Genomic DNA, 21,685 nt, shown 5'->3' with positions numbered 1-21,685 from the left:
GCTGAGACCGGCCCAAGACCGAGGGGAGTATACCATGGACGTCCAGAGCATCGTCGATGCCGTCTCACAGAAAGCCGGCCTCGACCAGGCAACGACGGAAAAGGTCGTCGGCACGATTTTCTCTGTGCTCGATCACGAGGCTGAAGGCACGACCCTATCCAGCTTCTTCGCCAAGATCCCCGGGGCCGATGCCCTGGCCCAGAAATATGATGTCATGGCTGCCGGCGCGGCCTCGGGTGGTGGCCTGCTGTCGTCGCTGCAGGGCGCGCTCGGCGGCGTTCTCGGCGCAAAGACCGGCGCGCTGATCAATGGCGTCGCCGCGCTCGAATCGTCCGGCCTCGACTTGGCGCAGATCCGACAGGCCGGCACGACGCTGATCCAGCAGGCCGAAACCGCCGCCGGCCCCCAGCTGACCAATGAGGTGCTTGCATCGGTGCCCAGCCTGAAAGCCCATCTCGGGCTTTAGAAGGACGCTCTACTTCGGCAGCGTGTAAGCCATCACATAGTCACCCGGCTTGGTGCCGACCGAGCCATGGCCGCCGGCGACGATGACCACGAACTGGCGCCCGTCGGCGATGGTATAGGTCATTGGCGTCGACTGTCCGCCGGCCGGCAGCCTGGCCTGCCAGAGCTGCTTGCCTGAAGTCAGGTCATAGGCGCGCAGATAGTCGTCGACCGCCGCCCCCAGGAAGGCGACGCCGCCGGCGGTGATCATCGGCCCGCCAATGCCCGGCACGCCGACCTTGAACGGCAGCGGCAGCGGCGTCATGTCGTAGACGGTGCCGTTGCGGTGCTTGTAGGCGATCTTGCCGGTCCTGAGGTCGGCGCCCGCCACATAGCCCCAGGGCGGCGCCTGGCAAGGCACCCCGAGCGGCGACAGGAACGGCCCCATCACCACCGCGTAGGGCGCGCCTTCGTTGCGGTTGAGGCCCTGTTCGCTGCCGCGCCCTTCGTCCGGCGGCGGCACCTGGTCGCGCGGAATGAGCTGCGACTTGAACGCCAGATAGGTCGGCATGCCGAACATCACCTGGCGGACCGGATCGACTGCCACGCCGCCCCAGTTGAAGGTGCCGAAATTGCCGGGATAGATCAGCGAACCCTGCACGGAGGGCGGCGTATAGCGGCCCTCATAGCGCAGGCTTTGGAATTCGATCCGGCACGCCAGCTGGTCGAACATGGTGATGCCCCACATGTCGGCGCCGGTCAGCGGCTTCGGATTGAAGCTCAGATCCGAGACCGGCTGCGTCGGCGCGGTGTGATCGCCTTCGATCGCGCCGCCCGGCGCTGGAACCTCGTTGACCGCAATGATCGGCTCGCCGCTGCGCCGGTCGAGCACATAAAGATCGCCTTGCTTGGTCGGCCCGACCAGTGCCGGCACAACACCGCTGGCCGTGGTGATATCGACCAGCGTCGGCTGCGCCGGCACGTCCATGTCCCAGAGGTCGTGGTGCACGGTCTGCCGCACCCAGCGCACTTGTCCGGTGTTGAGATCGAGCGCGGTGATCGAGGAGGAGAATTTCTCGACATTGGCGCTGCGTCCGGCGCCGAGCTGGTCCGGCGTCTGGTTGCCAAGCGGCACATAGAGCAGGCCGAGCTTCTCGTCAGCGCTCGCCGTCGACCACATGTTGGGCGAGTTGTGGGTGTAGGTCTGGCCCTCTGCCAGCGGCGTCGTCTGGTCCGGATTGCCGGAATCCCAGTTCCAGATCAGCGCGCCGGTATCGACATCGAAGGCACGGATGACGCCGGACGGTTCCTCGGTCGAATAATTGTCGTTGACCGCGCCGCCGACGATGATCTTGCCGCCTGATATCAAGGGCGCCGAGGTCGAATAGTAATAACCCGACTTCGGATAAGGCATATTGGCCATCAGGTTCAACGTGCCGCCCTCGGCGAAGGCTGGACAGACCTGCCCATTCGCCGCGTCAAGCGCGATCAGCCGCGCATCGGAGGTCGGCAGGTAGACACGCGAGGCACAGGGCTGGCCGGCGGCGATCTTGGCGTCGGCATAGTAGGACACGCCGCGGCAGGTCTGGTGCTGGCGGTCCTTGTCCAGCTTGACCTGCGGATCGTAGCGCCATTTCTCCGTGCCGGTCGCGGCATCGATGGCGATGGCGAAATTGTGCGGCGTGCAGATGTAGAGCGTATCGCCGACCTTCAGCGGCGTCACCTGATAGGTCGTCTCGCCGATGTCGTCGGGCCCTTTCACATCGCCGGTGCGGTAGGTCCAGGCCGGCTGCAGCTTCGCCACATTGTCCGCAGTGATCTGGTCGAGTGGCGAATAGCGCTGACCATATTGCGTGCGACCATAATAGTGCCATTCGCCGGCAGGCACATCGCCGCCGAGATCGGCGGTCGGCGTCACCTTGTCGGCGTTGAGCTGGCCGGCGATATCCTTCGGATCGGCCGTCATCGAATAGCCTGCCACCGCAAGCGAGGCCAGCACGGCCAGGATGAGCGGCGCCCGCCCGTCCGGGCCGGTGAGCCCCCGCCGCGCCCAGGGCGTCAGCAGCCACAGCGCCACAAGCACGATGATGCCGCCGCGCGGGCCGAGCTCCCACCAGTCGAAGCCGATTTCCCAGACCGCCCAGCAAAGCGTGCCGATCACGATCGCCGCATAGAGCCATAGCGCCAGGGACTTGCGCCTGTAGAGCAGCCAGGCGGCGATCAGGAAAGCGAGACCTGTTATGACATAGTACCAACTGCCGCCCAGCGAAGCCAACCAGATGCCGCCGCCGCCAAGCGCCAGGCCGATGAGGAAAAGGACCACGGCGGTAAGGACGGTTGCCATAACGACACTCCTTTGAAGCCCAGCAGGCGAGCGGCCGAAACCGCCATTACGAAATGGAAACGTAGCTGCTATTGATTCTGTTTCATCTCGCTGCCGCAGTTTTCCGCTGGCCTGCACGCGGTGTCAAATCAGCAGGACAATATCCTCCGATACCACAGGCAATGATCCGCCTTATCCTTTGGTCCTGCTGTCGCTCACGTTGAAATGACAGGGCGTGGCATCCGCCATTCTTCTGCCTGCTATCAGGCAATGCTATGCTCTGCCTATGACAGCCGATGCCGCCTCGTTGCTCGAACGGGCCCGCCACGCCTACGCGCAACGGGCATGGGCGGACGCATTCGCGCTTCTTCAGGCAACGGACGAGATCGCGTCTCTTGGCGTGGAAGACCTGGAACGGCTGCTCTGGTCGGCGGGGATGCTGGACCGCGATCAGGACATCTTCGCTGCCGGCGAGCGTCTCTTCAACATCCATATCGAAGCGGGCCGTGATGACCAGGCGGCGTATTGGGCATTCTTCCGTGGCTTCAGGCTTATGGCGTTGGGCGAGGAAGGCCACGCAACTGCCTGTATCCAGCAGGCGCAGCGCCTGGCTGATGGCTTCGGCCGCGAGTGTGCGGCGCATGGCTATCTGGTGTTGGTGGCGGCTCAAAAGGAAATCATGACCGGCAACGATCCGGCATCGGAGGCGCTGGCAAGGCAGGCGCTGGCGATCGGCGAACGCTGTTGCGACATCGATCTGATCGCCTTCGCCAGATGCTATCTCGGGCGCGCGCTGGTCCGGCAGGGCCGGGTCGAGGAAGGCATCGCCCTGCTCGACGAAGCCATGCTGCCGGCCGCCGACGGCAAGCTCTCGCCCATCGTCACCGGCCTCATCTACTGCAACCTCATCGCCGCGTGCCGACAGGTCTACGCATTCGATCGTTCGCGCGAATGGACGCAAGCGCTGTCGGACTGGTGCGGGGCGCAGCCGCAACTGGTGCAGTTCAACGGCGTCTGCCTGTTGCACCGCGCCGAGATCATGGAATTGAACGGCGCCTGGCAGGACTCCATCGCCGAGGCCAGGCGCGCGACGCTGTCGCTGACGCATGCCATCGGCAACGAAGCGGCGGCGGGCGCGGCCTATCAGGAGGCCGAAATCCATCGGCTGCGCGGAGAATTCGCCGCCGCCGAAGACCTCTACCGCACCGCCAGCCGGCTCGGACTGGAGCCGCAGCCCGGCATGGCGCTGCTGCGCCTCACGCAGGGCCGGGCTGAGCAGGCGGCGGCAACCATTCGCCGTGTGCTGGCCACGACCAGGGCGCCGCTGGGCCGTGCCCGCCTGCTGCCGGCGGTGGTCGAGATCATGATGGCAGCGGCCGCCGTCGACGAAGCGCGCGAAGCCTGCGCGGAACTGGAGGCGATCGCCGGCCGCTTCGCCACCGAGATCCTGGCCGCGATGACCTCGCAGGCGAGAGGCGAAATCGAGATCGCTGGCGGTAATGCCGCGACAGCGCTCGGCCATTTCCGTGCAGCGCTGACGATCTGGCAGCGCGCCGGCGCGCCCTATCTGGAGGCGCGTCTGCGCGTGCTGGCCGGTCAGGCCTGCCGCATGCTTGGCGACGAAGATGGAGCCGAACTGGAATTCGAGGTCGCCAGATCGGTTTTCGCAGCGCTTGGCGCCGCACCCGACCTCGCTCGCGTCAATCTGTTGATGCGGCCGGCCGCTTCATCTTCGCATGGTCTGACGCGGCGCGAGATCGAGGTCCTCGGCCTCGTCGCCACCGGCAAGACGAACAGGCTGATCGCGACAGAATTAGGGCTAAGCGAAAAGACCGTCGACCGACATCTCAGCAACATCTTCGACAAGCTGGCCGTCAACTCGCGCACCGCCGCGGCAGCCTACGCCTTCCAAAACGGCTTGGTCTGACAGGATCCGAAGATCGCGTGGGGCATGGGGGAAAATCCCCATGGCATTTTCTTCTCTCGTGAGGTGTCTCCCCGAAGCGGCGCCGTGCCGGTTCGCTATTTTGCTCCACACTGACGAACCGCATGGAGCGATCATGAACCCGACTTCGACCCACGAAATGAAACCACACGGCCATCATGGCGTCGGCATCACCGAAACCAGGGCGCGCGCCGGCGCGTTGCTGGAACAGGGTGCGGCGTTCATGCACCTGGAGGCCGGCGCACTGCTGGCAACGGGCAGCCAGGCGCCAACAGGCGACGAAAAGCGGCCCGCGCGCAGGGAAGAACATGTCGATGTCGTCGTCATCGGCGCCGGCCAAAACGGCCTATCCGTCGGCTATCACCTCGCCCGCAAGGGCGTGAAGTTCGTCATCCTGGAAGCGCGCGAACGCGTCGGCGACATCTGGCGCTCACGCTGGGATTCGTTGCGCCTGTTCACGCCGGCGCGCTTTGACGGACTGGCCGGCATGCCCTTCCCCGCTGGCCGCTATTCCTTCCCGACCAAGGACGAGATGGCCGACTATCTCGAAGCCTATGCGAGGAAATTCGCCCTCCCGGTACGCACCGCCGTCAAGGTCGACGAGGTGACCCGTACCGGCGACCGCTATGTCGTCACATCGGGCCGGACCCGCTACGTCGCCAATCACGTCGTGGCCGCGGCCTCGAGCTACCAGAAGCCGAAAATCCCGGATTTCGCCGCATCGCTCGATCCGTCGATCCGGCAATTCCACTCAAGCGCCTACCAGAATCCCGCGCAGCTCAATACGGGCAGCGTGCTGCTGGTCGGCGCCAGCAATTCCGGCGCGGAAATCGCCATGGATCTCGCCCGCACGCACCAGGTCTGGCTGGCCGGACGACATCCCGGCAACATCCCGGTCGCCTACAATGGCTATTTTGCCATGCGCCTGGTCCTCCCGATCGTCTTCCGCATCGTTTTCCACCGATTGCTCACGGTCGACACCCCAATGGGCCGCAGGGCCAAGCCGGGGCAACTGGCCCATGGCCTGCCGCTGATCCGGGTCAAGCCCGGCGATTTGGACGCCGCCGGCATTCGCAGGGTCTCCCGCGTCGCCGGCGTCAGTGACGGCAAGCCGCTGCTCGACGATGGCCAGGTTCTCGACGTTTCGAACGTCATCTGGTGCACCGGTTTCCGCGCCGGGCTGGATTGGATCAAGCTGCCGGTCTTCGACGACACTGGCCGGGTGAAGCAGTATCGCGGCACTGTGGAGGGCGAACCGGGCCTCTATGTCTGCGGTCTGCATTTCCAGCATTCGACCTCCTCCACGATGATCCACGGCGCGGCACGCGATGCCGGCTACGTCGCCGACAAGATCGGCGAGCGCATGCGGGCCGCCGCCAGCTAACACTCGCAAGAGGGCTTTGGCCGGATTGTCGGGCGCCGGGCGATAATATTCGCACGGCGATCGGCAATTCGGCTTCCAAATCGGAACAAAACGTAGACACTTCTGGCCTTTCGCTGCCGAATCACTACATTCGGGGGCGATGTCCGGCTTTTCGGAAGACATGCCCTTTTTTGACGAACCGAATGCGCGGCCCGCGGCCCCGTCCGGCATCGCCGCGCGCGCCATGGCCGCCCGCAGCGGCCAAAACAATGCGCCCGACTATCTCAAGGGGTTGAACCCCGAGCAGCGGCTGGCGGTGGAGACCACCGAAGGCCCGGTTCTGGTGCTGGCCGGCGCCGGCACCGGCAAGACGCGCGTGCTCACCACCCGCATCGCCCACATCCTCGCCACTGGCAAGGCCTTCCCCTCGCAGATCCTCGCCGTCACCTTCACCAACAAGGCGGCGCGCGAGATGAAGCAGCGCATCGGCATCCTGATCGGCGAAGGCAATGTCGAGGGCATGCCCTGGCTCGGCACGTTTCACTCGATCGGCGTGAAGCTGCTGCGCCGGCACGCCGAGCTGGCGGGGATCAAATCCGATTTCACCATTCTCGACACCGACGACGTCGTGCGCCTGATCAAGCAGCTGATCCAGGCCGAGGGGCTGGACGACAAGCGCTGGCCGGCCAAGCAGTTCGCCCAGATGATCGACGGCTGGAAGAACAAGGGGCTTGGCCCGGCCGACATCCCCGAGGGCGACGCCCGCTCCTTCGCCAACGGCAAGGGCCGCGAGCTCTACAAGGCCTATCAGGAGCGATTGCAGACGCTCAACGCCTGCGATTTCGGCGACCTATTGTGCCACCCGATCCGCATCTTCCGCGCCTATCCCGATGTGCTGAAGGAATACCACAAGCGCTTCAAATACATCCTCGTCGACGAGTACCAAGACACCAACACCGCGCAGTACATGTGGCTGCGGCTCTTGGCGCAGCGGCCACAATCCTCCCCCCTTGAGGGGGAGGTGCCCGCGAAGCGGGCGGAGGGGGTCGCCGCAGAAGGCACCGCAAAAACGTCGAGCACTGCCGCCAGGACCCCACCCGACCGGGCTTCGCCCGGCCACCCTCCCCTCAAGGGGGAGGGATATCAGCGCCCGGCCACCGTAAACATCTGCTGCGTCGGCGACGACGATCAATCCATCTATGGCTGGCGCGGCGCCGAGGTCGACAACATCCTGCGCTTCGACAAGGATTTCCCCGGCGCCACCATCATAAGGCTGGAGCGCAACTACCGCTCGACCGCGCACATTCTTGGCACGGCTTCCCACCTGATCGCCCACAATGAGGGCCGCTTCGGCAAGACGCTGTTCACCGAAAAAGTCGCCGAGGACGACGAGAAGGTGCATGTCCACGCCGCCTGGGACTCGGAGGAAGAGGCGCGCGCCGTCGGCGAGACCATCGAGGCCTATCAGCGGCAGAAGCATAATCTCAACGACATGGCCATTCTTGTGCGCGCGTCCTTCCAGATGCGCGAATTCGAGGACCGTTTCGTCACGCTCGGCCTCAATTACCGCGTCATCGGCGGCCCGCGCTTCTACGAACGCATGGAAATCCGCGACGCGCTGGCCTTCTTCCGCGTCGTCGCGCAAGGCGCCGACGACCTCGCCTTCGAGCGCATCGTCAACGTGCCGAAGCGCGGGCTTGGCGAAGCCACCATCCGCCAGATCCACGACACCGCGCGCGCGCTGCGCATCCCGATGCTGGAGGCCGCCGCCAAGCTCGCCGAAAGCGACGAGCTGAAGCCGAAGCCGCGCGCCGCGCTGCGCGAGGTCGCTGCGAATTTCGAACGCTGGCAAAAAGCGCTGGAGACCACGCCGCACACCGAACTCGCCGAGACCATTCTGGAGGAGAGCGGCTACACCGACATGTGGAAAAACGACCGCTCGGTGGAAGCACCGGGACGGCTGGAGAACCTGAAGGAGCTGATCCGCTCCATGGAGGAGTATGAATCGCTGCGCTCCTTCCTTGAACATGTAGCACTTGTGATGGACGCCGAGCAGAATGAGTCCCTCGACGCCGTCAACATCATGACGCTGCATTCGGCCAAGGGCCTCGAATTCGAGACCGTATTTCTCCCCGGCTGGGAGGAAGGCCTGTTCCCGCATCAGCGGTCACTGGATGAAGGCGGCCGCTCCGGGCTCGAGGAAGAGCGCCGCCTCGCCTATGTCGGGCTGACCCGGGCCAAGAAGAACCTGCACCTCTGGTTCGTCTCCAACCGCCGCATCCATGGCCTGTGGCAGTCAACCATTCCCTCGCGCTTCCTCGAAGAACTGCCGGAAGCCCATGTCGAGGTCGCCGAAAGCGGCAACTCCTATGGCGGCTATGGCAATTCCTATGGTGGCGGCTCATTCGCCTCGGGCCGTGGCGGCCGACAGAACCCTTACGGCGCCTCGCGCTTCGACAATGTCGGCGAAGAGAAATCGGGAAGCTTCTCCAACACATATGCGACGCCGGGCTGGCAGCGCGCGCAAGCCAACCGCACCGAGGCGACCGACCGCAACTGGGGCTCGCGCTCCGGCCATCAGGTCGAGCGCATCGGCTATGGCGAGACCGACTCCGGCTACGGCGCCGGCCGCACCAGCGTCAAGGGCCGCACCATCGACGGCGAGCTGGTCGCCAAATCCGTCGCCGACACGCCGTCGGCCTTCAGCGTCGGCGACCGCGTCTTCCACCAGAAATTCGGCAACGGCAACATCGCGGCAATCGAAGGCAACAAGCTGACCATCGACTTCGACAAGGCCGGCCAGAAACGCGTGCTGGACGGGTTTGTCACTGGCGTTTGAGCCGCCTACTTGCCCTGTTGTCCTAAGGCTTGTTGAGATTCAGGATTCCACTTTTGGCTTGATTGTGATTCAAGCTTTGGATGGAACGATTTGTGCTGACGGACGCCCAATGGGCGAAGATGGAACCGCATTGTCTGGGTAAGCCAGCCGATCCCGGACGAAGTGGTGGCGACAATCGCCGCTTCATTGAGGCATTGCTTTGGATCGTGCGGACAGGAAGCCCGTGGCGCGACCTTCCAGCCTTCTTCGGGAGCTGGAACACGGTTTTCAAGCGATACCGCGATTGGGTCAAAGCCGATGTTTTCATTCGGCTTTTCGAGGCCTGCTCGGATGAGCCGGATATGGAATACGCCATGGTCGATGCCACCATCGTCAAGGTCCACCGCCACGGCCAGGGCGCAAAAGGGGGACTCAAAGCCAGGCCATAGGCCGCTCCAAGGGCGGCATGACAACCAAAATCCTGGCACTCACCGATGCACTTGGCAATCTTGTGCGCTTTGTTCTTTTGCCCGGCCAGCGGTTCGACACGGTGGGTGTTGCACCGCTCATCAATGGTGTCTGTTTCGGCGGCTTGATCGCCGACAAAGCCTTCGACAGCAACACCATCATTGCCGACCTGAATGAGCGCGGCGCCAGAATCGTTATTTCACAGCACTCACGTCGTACTTTTCCCCTGCCGCTCGACAAGGAACTCTACAAATGGCGCCATCTGATCGAGAACTTCTTCTGCAAGCTCAAGGAATTCAAGCGTATCGCCATGCGCGCCGACAAAACCGATCAGAGCTTCGCAGCCTTCATCAATCTCGCAGCCGCCGTCATAAACTCACGGTGAATCTCAACAAGCCTTAAAGCGACATTCTCTGGCGGAAGCCTCCCCACCTTCGTCATCCACGGGCGAAGCAGGAGCGAAGCTCCGTCGCGCAGACCCGAGGATGACGAAGCGACGGGCGTCTCCCTCCATCAACGCATGCGGCCCGTCAACGAAACTGCCCTCACCTGTACCTTGCCTGGTTCCACTTATGCCCGAGCAGCGACAGGATGATGATCAACCCGTTGAAGAACTGGACGTAGAAGCCGCTCAGTCCCGCCGCCACCACGCCGGTCTGGATGAACGCCACCGTGACCGCGCCGATGGCGCCGCCGACCACAGTGCCGATGCCGCCCCAGGTTGGCGTGCCGCCGACGAAGACCGAGGCCAGCACCGGCAGCAGATAGCCGTCACCGGCCGTCGGCCACCAGGTGAAGTTGATCATCACCGAGAACGTGCCGGCGATCGCCGCGCCGATGCCGACGAAGACGAACACTTTCACCCGCACCCGCTTGACGTCGATGCCCATCTGCTGGGCGCTGTCGGGATTGTCGCCGACCACCCTCACCTGCGCACCGAAGCGATGCCTGTTGTAGAGCAGCGCCGACAGCACGACGAAGGCGATGGCCCAGAAGATCTGCACCGGGATGCCCCAGATCTGGCTGGAGAAGATCTTGTAGGCCCAGCTGTCGGCGAGGCTGGTCAGCGCCGTCGACTTGCCCTCGTTGATGATCTGGATCAGGCCGCGCAGCAGGAAATTCATGCCGAGCGTGGCGATCAGCGACGACAGCCCGCCATAGACGACCAGCGACCCAACCAGGAAGCCGAGCAGCATGCCGGTGACGAGTGCCGCGGCAATGCCGAGAAACGGGTCGTAGCCGGCCTGCACCACCAGCGCGAACACCCATGAGGCAAAGCCCATTGTCGCCGGAAACGACAGGTCGATCTCGCCGCAGGTGACGACGAAGACCAGCGGCACCACCACGAACAGCGCCACCGGCAGCGTGGTCAGCACCGAGCTGTAGAGATACCAGGTGGTGAAGACGACCGGGTTGGCAATCATGAACACCGCCATCATGACGATGAACACGCCAAGCGTGCCGAGTGAAGCGCGGTTGTCGAGGATGAAGCCACGCAGCCAATTGTCGGACGGATGTCGCCATTCTTTCCCCTCATTATGCGTGCCGCCGAGCGGGCTTTGCAGATCGGGTTCCATGATCTTGCTCATCGCGCTGCCCTCCCCGCGTCGCCGGCGTCGTGCAAGCCGGGCAGGCCGCCGGGATGCGCCACGTCTTCCATGAAGTTGATCAGGTCCTCGGCCGACTTGACCTCGCTGCGGCCGGCGGTGAGCGCGACCTTGCCGCGGTCGAGCACGACGAAGCGGTCGGCGATGTCGAAGACGTGGTGGATGTTGTGGCCGATGAACAGGATCGATCGGCCGCTCGCCCGCACCTGGCGCACGAAGTGGAACACCTTGGCGGTCTCGGTCAGCGACAGCGCGGTCGTCGGCTCGTCCAGCACGATCAGCTCCGCCTTCTTGTAGATGGCGCGCGCGATCGCGACGCCCTGGCGCTCGCCGCCCGAGAGCTGGCCGACGATCGAGTGCGGCGTAAACACTTTCGAGGTGAAGCCGATCTCGCGCATCAGCCGGCTCGCTTCTTCTATTTCCTTGTTGACCTTGAGCCAGCCCATAAAGCTGGTGAGCTCGCGGCCCATGAAGATGTTGCGCACGATGGTCTGCTGCACGGCGAGCGCCCTGTCCTGGAACACCGTCTCGATGCCGGCGTCGCGCGAGCGCGCCGGGCTCCATCCGGTCACCGGCTCGCCGCGCACCAGGATCTCGCCGCTGGTCGGCTGGACCACGCCGGACAGGATCTTGATCAGCGTCGACTTGCCGGCGCCATTGTCGCCGATCAGGCCGACCACCTCGCCGCGGTCGACGCTGAGATTGACCCCGCCCAACGCATAGACCTGACCGTAGGACTTCTTGATATCGCGCAGTTCGATGATGCGTTCGGCCATCGGATCCTCGCTTGAGTTCGTGCCGGCGTTCCCCGCCAGCGGCCCCGCCGGCCGGGCCAGATCCCGGCCGACGGCTTGGGAGGTCAGCGCAGCGCCTGCTTGGCCAGCTCGGCGACGATCTCATAATTCTGCGGCGTGACGAAGCCGGCGCCGGTGTCGACATTCATCGGCGCCAGCCCAAGCACCACCTGCTGGCAGAGGCTGAGGATCGGCAGATAGCCCTGCAGGAACGGCTGCTGGTCGGCCGTCAGCTGTACCCAGCCGCCCTTGAAGCCCTCGACGATCTGCGGACTGGTGTCGAAGCCGAAATTGAAGATGTCGCCCGGCTTCCTGCCCGCCGCCTGCATGTAGGTCGGGACGTTGCCAAGCATCTGCCCGCCGGGATAGCCGACCGCCTTGACATCAGGGTTGTTGAGCAGTGCCGCGGTGATCACCGGGATGGCCAGATTGGGGTCGGACGCCCATTCGCCGCTTGGCGGCGAGGAAAGCTGGATGACCTCGACGCCGGCTTCCTTCAGCGCGGCGACGGTGCCGCGCTCGCGCGCCCCGCGGGCCTCGTTCTCGAACGGACCGATCATGATCGCCTTGTCGCCGGCCTTGAGCCCGGCCAGCTTGAACGCCTCGGCGCCGAGCGCGCGACCCTGCTGTTCCTGCTGGGCGCCGACATAGCCGCCGCCGAACGCTTCCACCACTTTCGGCACCGGCACGTTCTGGTACATCATCTTGATGCCGTCCTTGTGCGCCTGTTCGGCCAGCGGCATGATGGAAGCGTCGCCGGGATGACCCATCATGGCGATGCCGTTGGGCTTGACCGCGACCGCTTCGCGCAATTGCTGCACCATCTTCTCGACATCCCACTGGGAAAAGATGTAGTCGACCTTGGGTCCGAGATCGGCCGCCGCCTGCTTGGCGCCGTTGTAGACGATGGTGCCGAAGGCATCGCCCTCGGCGCCGCCGACGAAGTAGCGGATATGGACATCCTTGCACCATTGGGCGTCGAGTGCCTGCGCCGGCAAGGTGGAGATTGCGGCAGCGAGCGCCGTGGCGGCGGCCACGACGGTCGAGCGCAGAACTGTCGTTCTCATCGCGATGCTCATGCACTTATCCTCCCATTGTTCCCTCGCAAGCCGAGGGGTTTCGACGAATGCTTCGGCTTGTCGCCGCAATGCTTCGCTGGCCGGCTCCTCCCGCCAGCTTAAAGCGCGTCGCGTTTGAACGGATGCATGCGACGCGCTTTAAGTCCCTGTTTGATGCATGTCGTTGTCGCAAAACCGCTGCACACTTTTGCGCGACATGCATTAGCCTCACGCCGGGTTCGGCAGATACGTCGCACCTCCCCGGCATTGCTTGAGATAGTCCAGCGCCCGAACCTGCCCGGTGATCTCGAGATCGCCGCGGTAGACCGGGTCGTGCCAGCCCTCGATGTCGATGGCGCCCTTGTAACCGGCGAGCCGCAATTCGCTGATTACCCGCGTCCAGTCGCTGTCGCCGAAGCCCGGCGTGCGCATCTGCACGAATGGCAGCCGGCCGAACACGCCATGCTCGCGGATCACGTCCCAGCGCACCGTCGCGTCCTTGCCGTGGACATGGAAGATGCGCGGCGCCCATTTGCGGATCTGGGGCATCGGGTCGATCAGATAGACGAGCTGGTGGCAGGGCTCCCATTCGAGGCCGAGATTTTCATCGGGCAGTTCGTTGAACATCAGCTCCCAGGCGTCGGGATTGTGGGCGATGTTCCAGTCGCCGCTGGCCCAGTTGCCGTCCATGGCGCAATTCTCGAAGGCGATGCGCACGCCCTTGTCGGCGGCGCGCTTGGCCAGTTCCCCCCAGACCTCGCGGAAGCGCGGCAGGCTGTCGGTCAGCTTCTTGCCGCGGATGCGGCCGGTGAAGCCGCTGACAACGCTGGTTCCAAACAGATGCGCATTGTCGATGACCGTCTCCCAGGCCTTCAGCACGCCCTGATCGATATCGCCGCTTTCCAGCGGGTTGCCGAATACGCCCAGCGACGAGACGATGACGTCGGCATCGCCGATGGCGTCGCGGATCTGGCCGGCCAGCCTCGGCAGGTCCTTGCCGCCCAGCGTCTGCCAGAAGAAGGGCTGGATGCTCTCGAAGCCGAGCGGCAGGATCTGCTTGATATAGGCAGCCGGGTCGTCGAGATTGGCCCGCACCATGGTGCCGATCCTGATATCGAGAAGCGGGTTTGGCATCATTGTGCGTCCTTGAGTTCTGCGATCGACACCCGGCGCCCGGTCTCGGCGCTTTCGATGGCGCCAAAGACCATGGCCAGGCTCTTGATATTGTCGGTGCCGCGCGTTTCCGGCTCGGTGCCGGTCTCAATGGCGTGCATGAAATCCCTGATGATGCCGAGATGGCCGTCGACGCGGTCCGCCGGATCGAGCGGCGGCACGTCCACCGGCTCGGTTTTGTCGAAAAGCCCGTCCCGGACGGACAGCGCGACCTCAGCCTTCAGATCGTCATGGCCGTCCCAGAGCAGGCTGCCGCGCTCGGCGACGATGCGCCAGCTGCCTTCCCAGCTGGTGCGGAAGCCATTTGCGCACCAGGAGCCGGCATAGGTGAAGACCTTTCCGCCGCCGAGATCGAAGGCAGCACTGGCCGACGATCCCTGCCGGTACCAGGAATTCGTCGGTTCCCATTCCTGGCAATAGACGCTCACCGGCTCGCCGCCGACCATGTAGCGGGCGGCGTCGAATGTGTGGATCGCCATGTCGAGCAGCAGGACATGGGCCATTTCCTCGCGAAAGCCGCCGAAATGCGGGGCGATGAAGAAGTCGGCATGGATGCTGGTCGGCTTCCCGATGGCGCCGGAAGAAAGAAAGCGCCTGATGCGCCTGACATTGGCGAGGTAGCGGCGGTTCTGGACGACGGCATGGACGCGGCCCGCCTGACGCGCCGCCTCGACGATGGCGCGCGCATTCTCCGGACTGTCGGCCAGCGGCTTCTCGGTCAACAGATGACAGTGATGCGCAAAGGCGGAAAGCGCGACATCGCGCCGGGCGGCGGGGACCACGACATCGAACACCGCCTGGGGTTTGGTCTGGTCGAGCACCGCGTCGAGGCTGGTTCCGATGACGGCATCGGAAAGCTCGTATTCGAGCGCCCTCGCCTTCGCCCGCTCGGCGTCGAGATCGACAAGGCCGACAATGCTGAGCCCGTCGATCTGCCTTGCGGCATCGAGCCAGCGCTTGCTCATCGCGCCGCAGCCGACCAGGACGACATCCATCATCCAACTCCTCCCGTTCGGCCCCTCCAGACCGAAGTCACGGCATTCACGGGCATCACCGTAAACGTTTTTCCGTAAACGTTTACGACAACACACCTGATGAGATAGAATGTCAATTGGCCGCTCGCGAAAAATCGTCTTTATCCTTGGCCTGCGCGGCTGCCGGTGCTAGCCAAGCAAGGGGGAGAACTGTCCTTGGCGTCCAGCATCCACGACCTCGCGCGTCACCTGAATATTTCGATCGGCACCGTGTCGCGTGCGCTCAACGGGCGCGCCGACGTCAATGCCGATACGCGCCAGCGCGTGCTCGATGCCGCGGCAAAGCTGAACTATTCGCCGAACCAGTCCGGGCGCAGCCTGCGGCGCGGCTCGACCCATTCGATCGCCTTCATGCTGCAGCCGCATCCCGGCGACCAGCAGTATGGCGAGCCGTTCTTCATTCCGTTCCTGACGGGACTGCAGGCGAAACTCGCCGAACGCGGGCTCGACCTGATCGTGGTGATGGGCGCGCCGGGCGACTATCAGCAGGAGCGCCTGCGCCGCGTCGTCGAGACACGCCGGGCCGACGCCGTAGTGCTGGCCTGGACGCGGCGCGAGGACGAGCGCATCGATTATCTGACCAGGGTCGGCTTCCCGTTCGCGACGCTCGGGCGCAGCCGGTCCGGTGGCAAGTCCTATCCCTCGCTCGACCTCGATTTCGAAAAGGCCGGCGCCGACGCCGTCGATCGCCTCGTTGCGCGCGGCCACCGCCGCATCGCCGCCATCCGTCCATCGCTCAACCTCAATTTCGGCTATCTCTTTCTGGCCGGCTATCGCAAGGCCTTGCGGCGGCATGGCATCGAGGTCGATCCCGAACTGATCGCGTCCGGCTTCATCAACGAGGCCGGCGGCTACGAAGTGACGCCGGGGGTAATGAATTCCCGGAACCCGCCGACCGCCATCATCTTCAACAATGACGCCATGGCGCTCGGCGGCTGCAAGGCGCTGGCCGAGATGGGCATCAGGCCCGGCCACGACATGGCGGTGATCGTCATCGTCGACACGCCGCTCTGCCGCTATTTCTCGCCGGCGCTGACTGCCTTCCGCCCTCCCCTGGAGCCGATGGGACGGCGGCTCGCCGAAATGCTGCTGGCCTCGATCCCGGCCTACGCCGGCGAGGAAGGTCCGAGGACCATTCGCGAAGTCTGGCCGCTCGAGTTGATCGCACGCGACAGCGACTGATCACGGCGCGGTCGGTTGACGCCCCGCTCCACGGCGCAGGTCGATCGAACGGTTGAGGATCAGCGCCCCGGCCAGGCTTTCGCACGCCGCTGGCCGCTCCTGTCGCCGCACATCAGGGCAGATCCGCGCCAGCCCCTCCATCGTCAGCACATCCGGTATTCTCGTGTGGCTGACGCAAAGCGCGCCGCCGGCATCCCATGCCGCTTCGAACGACATGTCCGGCACCGCCTCGTCCTGCTGGATGCCCTTGCGGTCGTAGACGACGATCGGCGTCCCGTTGCGGGTGTGGCCGACGCCATCGCCGCAATAATCGGCGCGGATCATGCGGGTGCACGCCTGATGATGGTCCCACAGCGACGTGCCGTCCGCCGATCTTTCCCAAGGCCGATAGCCGAAGCGCACGCATTTCGCCTGAGCGCCGCCGGTGCAGGTGATGCTGAAGGCCGTACCGAACGGCAGATGGCGCCCGTCCTGCGTCCAGATCCCGGCGAGCGGAAAGCCCATGCGCCGGCCTTCAATGTCGGCTTCGCAGATGTTGTGCCACTCGCCGGTCGCCGCGTCACGGCTCGACATGGAGTAGAGCATGATCGCGCCATCGGGATTCCGCGGATCTGTCTCGACCGCATCGATGCGCAACGGCACCCGGTCCTGCCCGTCGCCGATGGTCAGAACGGCGCCGACGAGATCGTCCTGAGGGACGATGCGACCGTCTTCTGTCGTCACCTCGAACCGTGTGCCCACGACGGAAATCGAGCCGATCATCTCTCCGCTCCCGGCCGCGGCCGGGAATGCCGCGGCGATGCCGAAGATGGCGGTGGCGATGGCGACCAATGTGTAGTTCCCGCGACGTGGCATTTGGGCTCCTGACGGTGCGCTTTGTGAATGGTGGTTTGAAGTTCGGCGGGTTGTTTCATTGACAGAGAACGGACGGCACAAGGCCGCCCGTCTATCGTTGATGCCTAACGCCTCGGCGAGGGGGTCGGCCGGTCATGGTTAGCCCCGTCACCCCCGCCAAAGCCGTGGTTGACGGACGGAAGGCCATTGCTTTGCTTTCCGGCGGTCGACGATCGGACATTGTTCTTCTGGACAGCCGGCAAACTGCGATCGTTCGGGTCGATGATGGAGCCACCGCCGCGCTGAACAGCCGGCAAGTTGCGGTCGTTCGGGTCGACGACGGACTTGCCGGCCGGAGCGAGGCTTTTCGCCAAAACGATGCCGTCGGCATGCACGCCGTTGAGTGCATAGACGCCGAGGCCATTGCTGGTGAGCGAATTGCTCGTCAACGAGTTGCTGGTCAGCGAATTCTGCATCAGGCCGTTCAGCGACTTGCCGTTGGTGCCTTCCGGGCCTCCGGCGCTGGCCGGTGCGGCCAGGTAGGCCATCGCCGCAGCGGCGGCCATATAAATCTTGAAGCAATACATCTTGGTTTCCTTTTTCATTTTCCGCGGAGCCATCCCGTCGGGTTCGCTCCATGGCGCGGCTTCTCGCTCCCGACTGTTTCGGACGAATGCCGAATTCGTCGCGATTGTTTCAGTTGTGGCGATCGTCCGGGCGCCGCGCCCAGTGCGCACGGCGCGGCGACACAAAGGAAACCTTTGAGCAGCAAGTCGGCAAATCCACGCAACATCCCTGCCGCATCGATGACGTCAGAACGGGGAGATTTCTGGCGATGCAAGCTTTGCGAAAAACCAATGATGGATCGGATGGCGCGGCTGCCCGAACGGCCCGTCTGGCGGTGCTGGCGGGCACTCCCGGCCTGCTTCTGACGGCGTATGCGGCGGCAACGTCCACCTCCTTGACCATCCGCGCCGATCTCGTGCTGACGCTGATGGACATGCTGGTGCTGGTCTGCGTCCTGGTTGTGACTGGCGGCGGCAGGAAACCGGGCATGAACAAGCGCCGGGCAGCCTTGGCCGAGACACTCGTCAACGCGCTCGCCGCCGTCGGCATGTGCCTTTCCATGGCAGTCGTCGCGGGCGTCGCTGTCCAGCGCATCGCCCTCGGCGGTGTCGAGCCCCACGGTCCCGGCGTCGTTCTCGCCCTGGGCCTGAACGTGGCCTACGCGGCGGTCAATTTCTGGATCCTGCGCCGCTGGAAGGCCCGCAACATGGCTGCCCCCTCCGCGCTGGCCCGCGCGCAGATCTGCCTGTTCTCGGACAAGCTCTCCTCGAATCTGCTGATCGCGGCCTCCCTTGCAATAGCGATGGTCTGGCATGGCGCCGTCATTGCCCGCTTCATCGATCCGGTCGCCGGACTGCTGATCGCGACGATGACAGCGCGCTGGACCGTTCCCGTGGTGCGCGATGCCGTTCGAAGCCTGCGACGGCAGTTCCGCAGGGCGCGCAAACCGGTTGTGTGAGAACAAGGGACCGCCTTGATCCATCCCGGCCGCAGGCCAGTCGTCAAGCCGCTTCTCCCGGCGACTTCTTCTTCCGGCAGCCCCGTTTCTAGCGATGCCCGGCGACGTCGTGAGCAGGCTCGTAAAAATAACCTTCGCCACGCACCGTCACCAGCACCGCCGGAGCATCGGGTTCGGTTTCGAACTTCTTGCGCAGCCGGGTGATGCGGATGTCGATGCTTCGGTCGCCCGGCTCGAGATCCCTGTTGTGCGCGAGTCTGCAAAGCTGGTCGCGCGACAATATCTGCCGGGGATGGCGCGCGAACACGCATAGCAGGTCGAACTCCATGGAGGTCAGCCGCACATCGGCGCCATCGGGATCGACCATGGTGCGGCCGGCCATATCGAGCACGCAGCGGCCGAAACGAATGCGGCTCGCCGGCGTTCGCTCTTCCTCGCCCAGGCGTCGGATGACGCTCCTCACCCGCGCCAGCAATTCGCGCGGCTCGAACGGCTTTGCCATATAATCGTCCGCCCCGGCGGCAAGACCTTCGAGGCGATGCGGCAGGTCGCCGACGGCGGTCAGCATCAGGATGCCGGCGCGGCTCCGCCTGGCGATTTCGCGGGCGAGATCGTAGCCGCTTTCGCCGATGAGATTGACGTCGAGAATAACGAGATCGGGGCCGAAGCGGTCAAGCTCGATGCTCATGCCCGCGCCATCCGCAACGGCCCGAACGTCGAAGCCATGCATCGGCAGGTAGTCGCACAGCATCTCGCGCAAGGACGCTTCGTCGTCGACGATGAGCAATTTCTGTCCCGTCACGCTTCGGCCTCTTCCATTGCGCTGGTTTCCATCGCTCTCAGGCGCTCCGTCACCAGCCTGCGAAAGGTTTGCGGATCGAGCGGCTTCTCGATCACCGGCGCGCCCGTCTCGCCGATGAAGCGGTCGATCTCGGGCGCCAGCGTGTCGCCGGTCACGAACAGCAACCTCCGGGTGAGCCCGGGGCGCAGTTCTTCCAGCGCGCGATAGAGCCCGGGACCGTCGAGGCCGGGCATGCGTATGTCGCTGATCAACAGGTCGATCCCATCCTCGCGCACCGCCTTGAGCGCAGCATTCGCATCGTCGGCGATGGTAACGTCGTGGCCGTCGCGGCGCAGCATCTCGGCGATCATCGAGGCAATGTCGGCATCGTCGTCGACCACCAGGATGCGCGCGGCCGCCGGCGCCGGCGACATCCTTCCGGTGGCCTCGGGCGCAACGGCCTCTGCCTTGCCGCTCGGAAGCCGGACCGTGAACCGCGCGCCGCGGCCCTCCGCCGTATCCAGCTCTATGCTGCCGTCATGGGCGCTGACGATGCCCTGGCAGACCGACAATCCGACCCCGGTGCCCTCGCCGGCCAGCTTCGTCGTGTAGAACGGCTCGAAGGCGCGTGCGCGGACCGCTTCGGTCATGCCTGGACCATTGTCGGCGACAAGGATCTCGACGACATCGCCTTCCCCTGACGTGACGATGGTCAGCCGCCGCGGGTGCGGAACCTGCAGCAAGGCCTGCTGCGCATTCACCACCAGATTGGTGACCACCTGATGCAGCTGGTCCCTGTCGCCCCAGATGTTGGCAAGCGGTTCCTCCAGTTCGGTGCGGATTTCGACCCCTGCCGAACGCAAGCCGTAGGCGGCAAGTTCCAGCGAAGCGGTGACGACTTCATTGATGTCGACGGCGCCTCTGGTCGGCGGCTTCTTGCGGGCCATCGCCAGAAAGGTGCGGACGATCCGCGAGCATCGCTCGGCCGCCGCGTGGATCTTGTCGGCGCGCCCCACGGTCGTGCTGTCGGTCGAGAATTCCTTCAGCATCGAACTGTAGCCGATGACGACGGAAAGCGGATTGTTGAGTTCGTGCGCCACGCCCGCCAGCAGCGAGCCAAGCGCGGAGAGCTTTTCCGACTGATACAATGTCTCACGCTGGCGCGCGATCTCGGCCTCGGCCTCGCGCTGGCGGGTAATGTCGGTGACGGCCGCAAGCATGGCCGAACGGCCGCCTCGCGTGATGAGGCGCGCCGAAACCAGCGTATCGATTCTCGACCCCTGCATGGTGGTCATGCCGGCCTCGAATGCGTCGACGATGCCATCTTTCAGCAAAAGCCGCAGCAGATCGTCTCGCCTTGCACGATCTTCCCAGGTCGATATCGCTTCCGCTCCGATCTGGCCGACCTCGACTCCGAGCGTTTTGCGCGCCGGCTCGTTGACGAACAGGATTTCCGGCCCTTCGATTGCCGAGATGATGATGGGCAGCGGCACGCCTTCGGCGATGGCGCGGAATTGCGCCTCCCTTTCTCCCGAAAGTTTCTCGGCTTCAAACCGCGCCTGCTCGGCCAGGACGCGGTCGGAGATGTCGCGACCGACCGACTGCACTTCGACAAGGTGGCCGTCGCTGTCGAAAATGCCATGGTCGTTCCAGGCCAGCCATCTGCGCGTGCCGTCGGGCATCGCATTGAGAAGTTCCATCCCGGCGTCCGGCGCGTCGGGGGTCAGGCGGGCAAGATGCTCGACAAACCGGCGCCGCTCGTCGGGCGGCAGCACGTCGAGCTCGCACCAGGACGGGTCCAGCAGCTGTTCGCGGGTCATTTTGCAGGCCCGGCAATAGGCATCGTTGACGAAACTCAAATAGCCGTCCGGCGACATTCGCACGACGAACTCCGTCTGCAACTCGACGACGCTGCGATAGCGCTGCTCGCTTTCCGCCAACGCCTGTCGGGCAAGTTCTTGTTCGACCGCATCGCCGCCGAACGCGTCGAAGGCAGCCGGACGCCCCAGTTCGGGCGGAAATATCCTGTGCACGGCGAAGAGGAAGACCAGCAGGCAGGCCAGGATGACCGCGTAGGGAAGAAGCGAACCTTGCCCACTATGGAACTGATGCAGGCCGAGACCGGCGACAAGCAATATGAGAGGCAGGGCGGCCATCGCCAGCGCGTAACGCCGGGACAAGGGCTGGTTCCAGGAGGCCGGCAAGGCGAGATCTCCCCAGACGGATGCGCCGTCGCGACGGTTCTGTTCCCGCACGGGCCAGTGGACTGGTCGGCCCCCGGCCTGTCAAGTCAGCCATTATCTGGCCGTGTCGCCAACGCGTCGTCATTGGCAATG

The 21,685-nt window shown here is 64.6% G+C and carries 17 protein-coding genes; 7 read left to right on the top strand and 10 right to left on the bottom strand.

What is annotated here, in order from left to right:
- Positions 1 to 34: 34 nt before the first annotated feature.
- Positions 35 to 466, top strand: a complete 432-nt coding sequence (locus AC0L2H_RS07140; RefSeq protein WP_473589565.1) for a hypothetical protein — start codon at positions 35 to 37, stop codon at positions 464 to 466.
- A 9-nt stretch (positions 467 to 475) separates the two neighbouring features.
- Here the strand turns inward: AC0L2H_RS07140 and AC0L2H_RS07135 are convergent, their stop codons facing one another.
- Positions 476 to 2,788 (bottom strand): glucose/quinate/shikimate family membrane-bound PQQ-dependent dehydrogenase, encoded by a 2,313-nt coding sequence (locus tag AC0L2H_RS07135; RefSeq protein ID WP_473589564.1) that lies wholly within the window; start codon positions 2,786 to 2,788, stop codon positions 476 to 478.
- 265 nt (positions 2,789 to 3,053) lie between these two features.
- Here AC0L2H_RS07135 and AC0L2H_RS07130 point away from each other — a divergent pair, with 265 nt between their 5' ends.
- From AC0L2H_RS07130 to AC0L2H_RS07115, 4 genes are all read left to right on the top strand, one after another.
- A complete protein-coding gene (locus tag AC0L2H_RS07130) occupies positions 3,054 to 4,694 on the top strand; it encodes a LuxR C-terminal-related transcriptional regulator (RefSeq protein WP_473589563.1) in 1,641 nt (546 codons plus the stop codon).
- A 133-nt stretch (positions 4,695 to 4,827) separates the two neighbouring features.
- Entirely contained in the window at positions 4,828 to 6,096 is a 1,269-nt protein-coding gene (locus AC0L2H_RS07125; protein WP_473589562.1) for a flavin-containing monooxygenase, read from the top strand.
- Positions 6,097 to 6,235: 139 nt separating this feature from the next.
- A complete protein-coding gene (locus tag AC0L2H_RS07120; RefSeq protein WP_473589561.1) occupies positions 6,236 to 8,914 on the top strand; it encodes an ATP-dependent helicase in 2,679 nt (892 codons plus the stop codon).
- An 80-nt stretch (positions 8,915 to 8,994) separates the two neighbouring features.
- Positions 8,995 to 9,746, top strand: a protein-coding gene (locus AC0L2H_RS07115; RefSeq protein ID WP_107653189.1) for an IS5 family transposase whose coding sequence is annotated in 2 segments (ribosomal slippage) — positions 8,995 to 9,325 and positions 9,325 to 9,746 — 753 coding nt in all. Because the reading frame shifts where the segments join, the coding sequence is not laid out codon by codon here.
- 160 nt (positions 9,747 to 9,906) lie between these two features.
- On the opposite strand, the gene AC0L2H_RS07110 is transcribed toward AC0L2H_RS07115, so the two are convergent.
- From AC0L2H_RS07110 to AC0L2H_RS07090, 5 genes are all read right to left on the bottom strand, one after another.
- Positions 9,907 to 10,950 (bottom strand): ABC transporter permease, encoded by a 1,044-nt coding sequence (locus AC0L2H_RS07110; protein ID WP_473589560.1) that lies wholly within the window; start codon positions 10,948 to 10,950, stop codon positions 9,907 to 9,909.
- Complete coding sequence (locus AC0L2H_RS07105) at positions 10,947 to 11,744, bottom strand: ATP-binding cassette domain-containing protein (protein ID WP_473589559.1); 798 nt, start codon at positions 11,742 to 11,744, stop codon at positions 10,947 to 10,949. Before AC0L2H_RS07105 ends, AC0L2H_RS07110 begins: the two co-directional genes overlap by 4 nt.
- An 83-nt stretch (positions 11,745 to 11,827) precedes the next feature.
- On the bottom strand, positions 11,828 to 12,841 hold the full coding sequence (locus AC0L2H_RS07100; RefSeq protein WP_473589558.1) for a substrate-binding domain-containing protein: 1,014 nt from the start codon (positions 12,839 to 12,841) through the stop codon (positions 11,828 to 11,830).
- A 207-nt stretch (positions 12,842 to 13,048) separates the two neighbouring features.
- The gene (locus AC0L2H_RS07095) at positions 13,049 to 13,954 is read right to left on the bottom strand and encodes a sugar phosphate isomerase/epimerase family protein (protein WP_245437096.1); all 906 of its coding nucleotides are present in this window, start codon (positions 13,952 to 13,954) and stop codon (positions 13,049 to 13,051) included.
- Positions 13,954 to 14,991 (bottom strand): Gfo/Idh/MocA family protein, encoded by a 1,038-nt coding sequence (locus AC0L2H_RS07090; protein WP_473589557.1) that lies wholly within the window; start codon positions 14,989 to 14,991, stop codon positions 13,954 to 13,956. Before AC0L2H_RS07090 ends, AC0L2H_RS07095 begins: the two co-directional genes overlap by 1 nt.
- Before the next feature lie 192 nt (positions 14,992 to 15,183).
- Here AC0L2H_RS07090 and AC0L2H_RS07085 point away from each other — a divergent pair, with 192 nt between their 5' ends.
- Complete coding sequence (locus AC0L2H_RS07085; protein ID WP_473589556.1) at positions 15,184 to 16,209, top strand: LacI family DNA-binding transcriptional regulator; 1,026 nt, start codon at positions 15,184 to 15,186, stop codon at positions 16,207 to 16,209.
- On the opposite strand, the gene AC0L2H_RS07080 is transcribed toward AC0L2H_RS07085, so the two are convergent.
- Complete coding sequence (locus tag AC0L2H_RS07080) at positions 16,210 to 17,064, bottom strand: ADYC domain-containing protein (protein ID WP_473589555.1); 855 nt, start codon at positions 17,062 to 17,064, stop codon at positions 16,210 to 16,212. It lies immediately after the preceding gene.
- Positions 17,065 to 17,168: 104 nt separating this feature from the next.
- Positions 17,169 to 17,609 carry a hypothetical protein gene (locus AC0L2H_RS07075; RefSeq protein WP_473589554.1) on the bottom strand — a complete coding sequence of 147 codons (441 nt, stop codon included), beginning with the start codon at positions 17,607 to 17,609 and terminating at the stop codon, positions 17,169 to 17,171.
- Between the two features lie 107 nt (positions 17,610 to 17,716).
- Between AC0L2H_RS07075 and AC0L2H_RS07070 the strand changes: the two genes are divergently transcribed.
- Positions 17,717 to 18,568 (top strand): cation efflux transmembrane domain-containing protein, encoded by an 852-nt coding sequence (locus AC0L2H_RS07070; RefSeq protein ID WP_473589553.1) that lies wholly within the window; start codon positions 17,717 to 17,719, stop codon positions 18,566 to 18,568.
- A gap of 88 nt (positions 18,569 to 18,656) precedes the next feature.
- Here the strand turns inward: AC0L2H_RS07070 and AC0L2H_RS07065 are convergent, their stop codons facing one another.
- Together AC0L2H_RS07065 and AC0L2H_RS07060 are read right to left on the bottom strand one after the other, a co-directional pair.
- Entirely contained in the window at positions 18,657 to 19,370 is a 714-nt protein-coding gene (locus AC0L2H_RS07065) for a response regulator (protein WP_473589552.1), read from the bottom strand.
- Positions 19,367 to 21,553 (bottom strand): hybrid sensor histidine kinase/response regulator, encoded by a 2,187-nt coding sequence (locus AC0L2H_RS07060; RefSeq protein ID WP_473589551.1) that lies wholly within the window; start codon positions 21,551 to 21,553, stop codon positions 19,367 to 19,369. The genes AC0L2H_RS07065 and AC0L2H_RS07060 overlap by 4 nt, the downstream gene beginning before the upstream one ends.
- Between the last annotated feature and the right edge of the window lie 132 nt (positions 21,554 to 21,685).

The sequence above is a fragment of the Mesorhizobium sp. WSM4871 genome, from assembly GCF_055811295.1.
Note: the sequence above shows the minus strand (reverse complement) of the source record. Positions and strands in the feature narration are given on the sequence as shown.

Excerpts from the sequence above, each read along its gene's own strand:
- AC0L2H_RS07110 (WP_473589560.1), bottom strand. The coding sequence starts at position 10,950 with ATGAGCAAGATCATGGAACCCGATCTGCAAAGCCCGCTCGGCGGCACG.
- AC0L2H_RS07100 (WP_473589558.1), bottom strand. The coding sequence starts at position 12,841 with ATGAGCATCGCGATGAGAACGACAGTTCTGCGCTCGACCGTCGTGGCC.
- AC0L2H_RS07130 (WP_473589563.1), top strand. The coding sequence starts at position 3,054 with ATGACAGCCGATGCCGCCTCGTTGCTCGAACGGGCCCGCCACGCCTAC.
- AC0L2H_RS07095 (WP_245437096.1), bottom strand. The coding sequence starts at position 13,954 with ATGCCAAACCCGCTTCTCGATATCAGGATCGGCACCATGGTGCGGGCC.
- AC0L2H_RS07120 (WP_473589561.1), top strand. The coding sequence starts at position 6,236 with ATGTCCGGCTTTTCGGAAGACATGCCCTTTTTTGACGAACCGAATGCG.
- AC0L2H_RS07125 (WP_473589562.1), top strand. The coding sequence starts at position 4,828 with ATGAACCCGACTTCGACCCACGAAATGAAACCACACGGCCATCATGGC.
- AC0L2H_RS07105 (WP_473589559.1), bottom strand. The coding sequence starts at position 11,744 with ATGGCCGAACGCATCATCGAACTGCGCGATATCAAGAAGTCCTACGGT.
- AC0L2H_RS07140 (WP_473589565.1), top strand. The coding sequence starts at position 35 with ATGGACGTCCAGAGCATCGTCGATGCCGTCTCACAGAAAGCCGGCCTC.
- AC0L2H_RS07090 (WP_473589557.1), bottom strand. The coding sequence starts at position 14,991 with ATGATGGATGTCGTCCTGGTCGGCTGCGGCGCGATGAGCAAGCGCTGG.
- AC0L2H_RS07135 (WP_473589564.1), bottom strand. The coding sequence starts at position 2,788 with ATGGCAACCGTCCTTACCGCCGTGGTCCTTTTCCTCATCGGCCTGGCG.
- AC0L2H_RS07075 (WP_473589554.1), bottom strand. The coding sequence starts at position 17,609 with ATGGCCGCCGCTGCGGCGATGGCCTACCTGGCCGCACCGGCCAGCGCC.
- AC0L2H_RS07070 (WP_473589553.1), top strand. The coding sequence starts at position 17,717 with ATGCCGAATTCGTCGCGATTGTTTCAGTTGTGGCGATCGTCCGGGCGC.
- AC0L2H_RS07080 (WP_473589555.1), bottom strand. The coding sequence starts at position 17,064 with ATGCCACGTCGCGGGAACTACACATTGGTCGCCATCGCCACCGCCATC.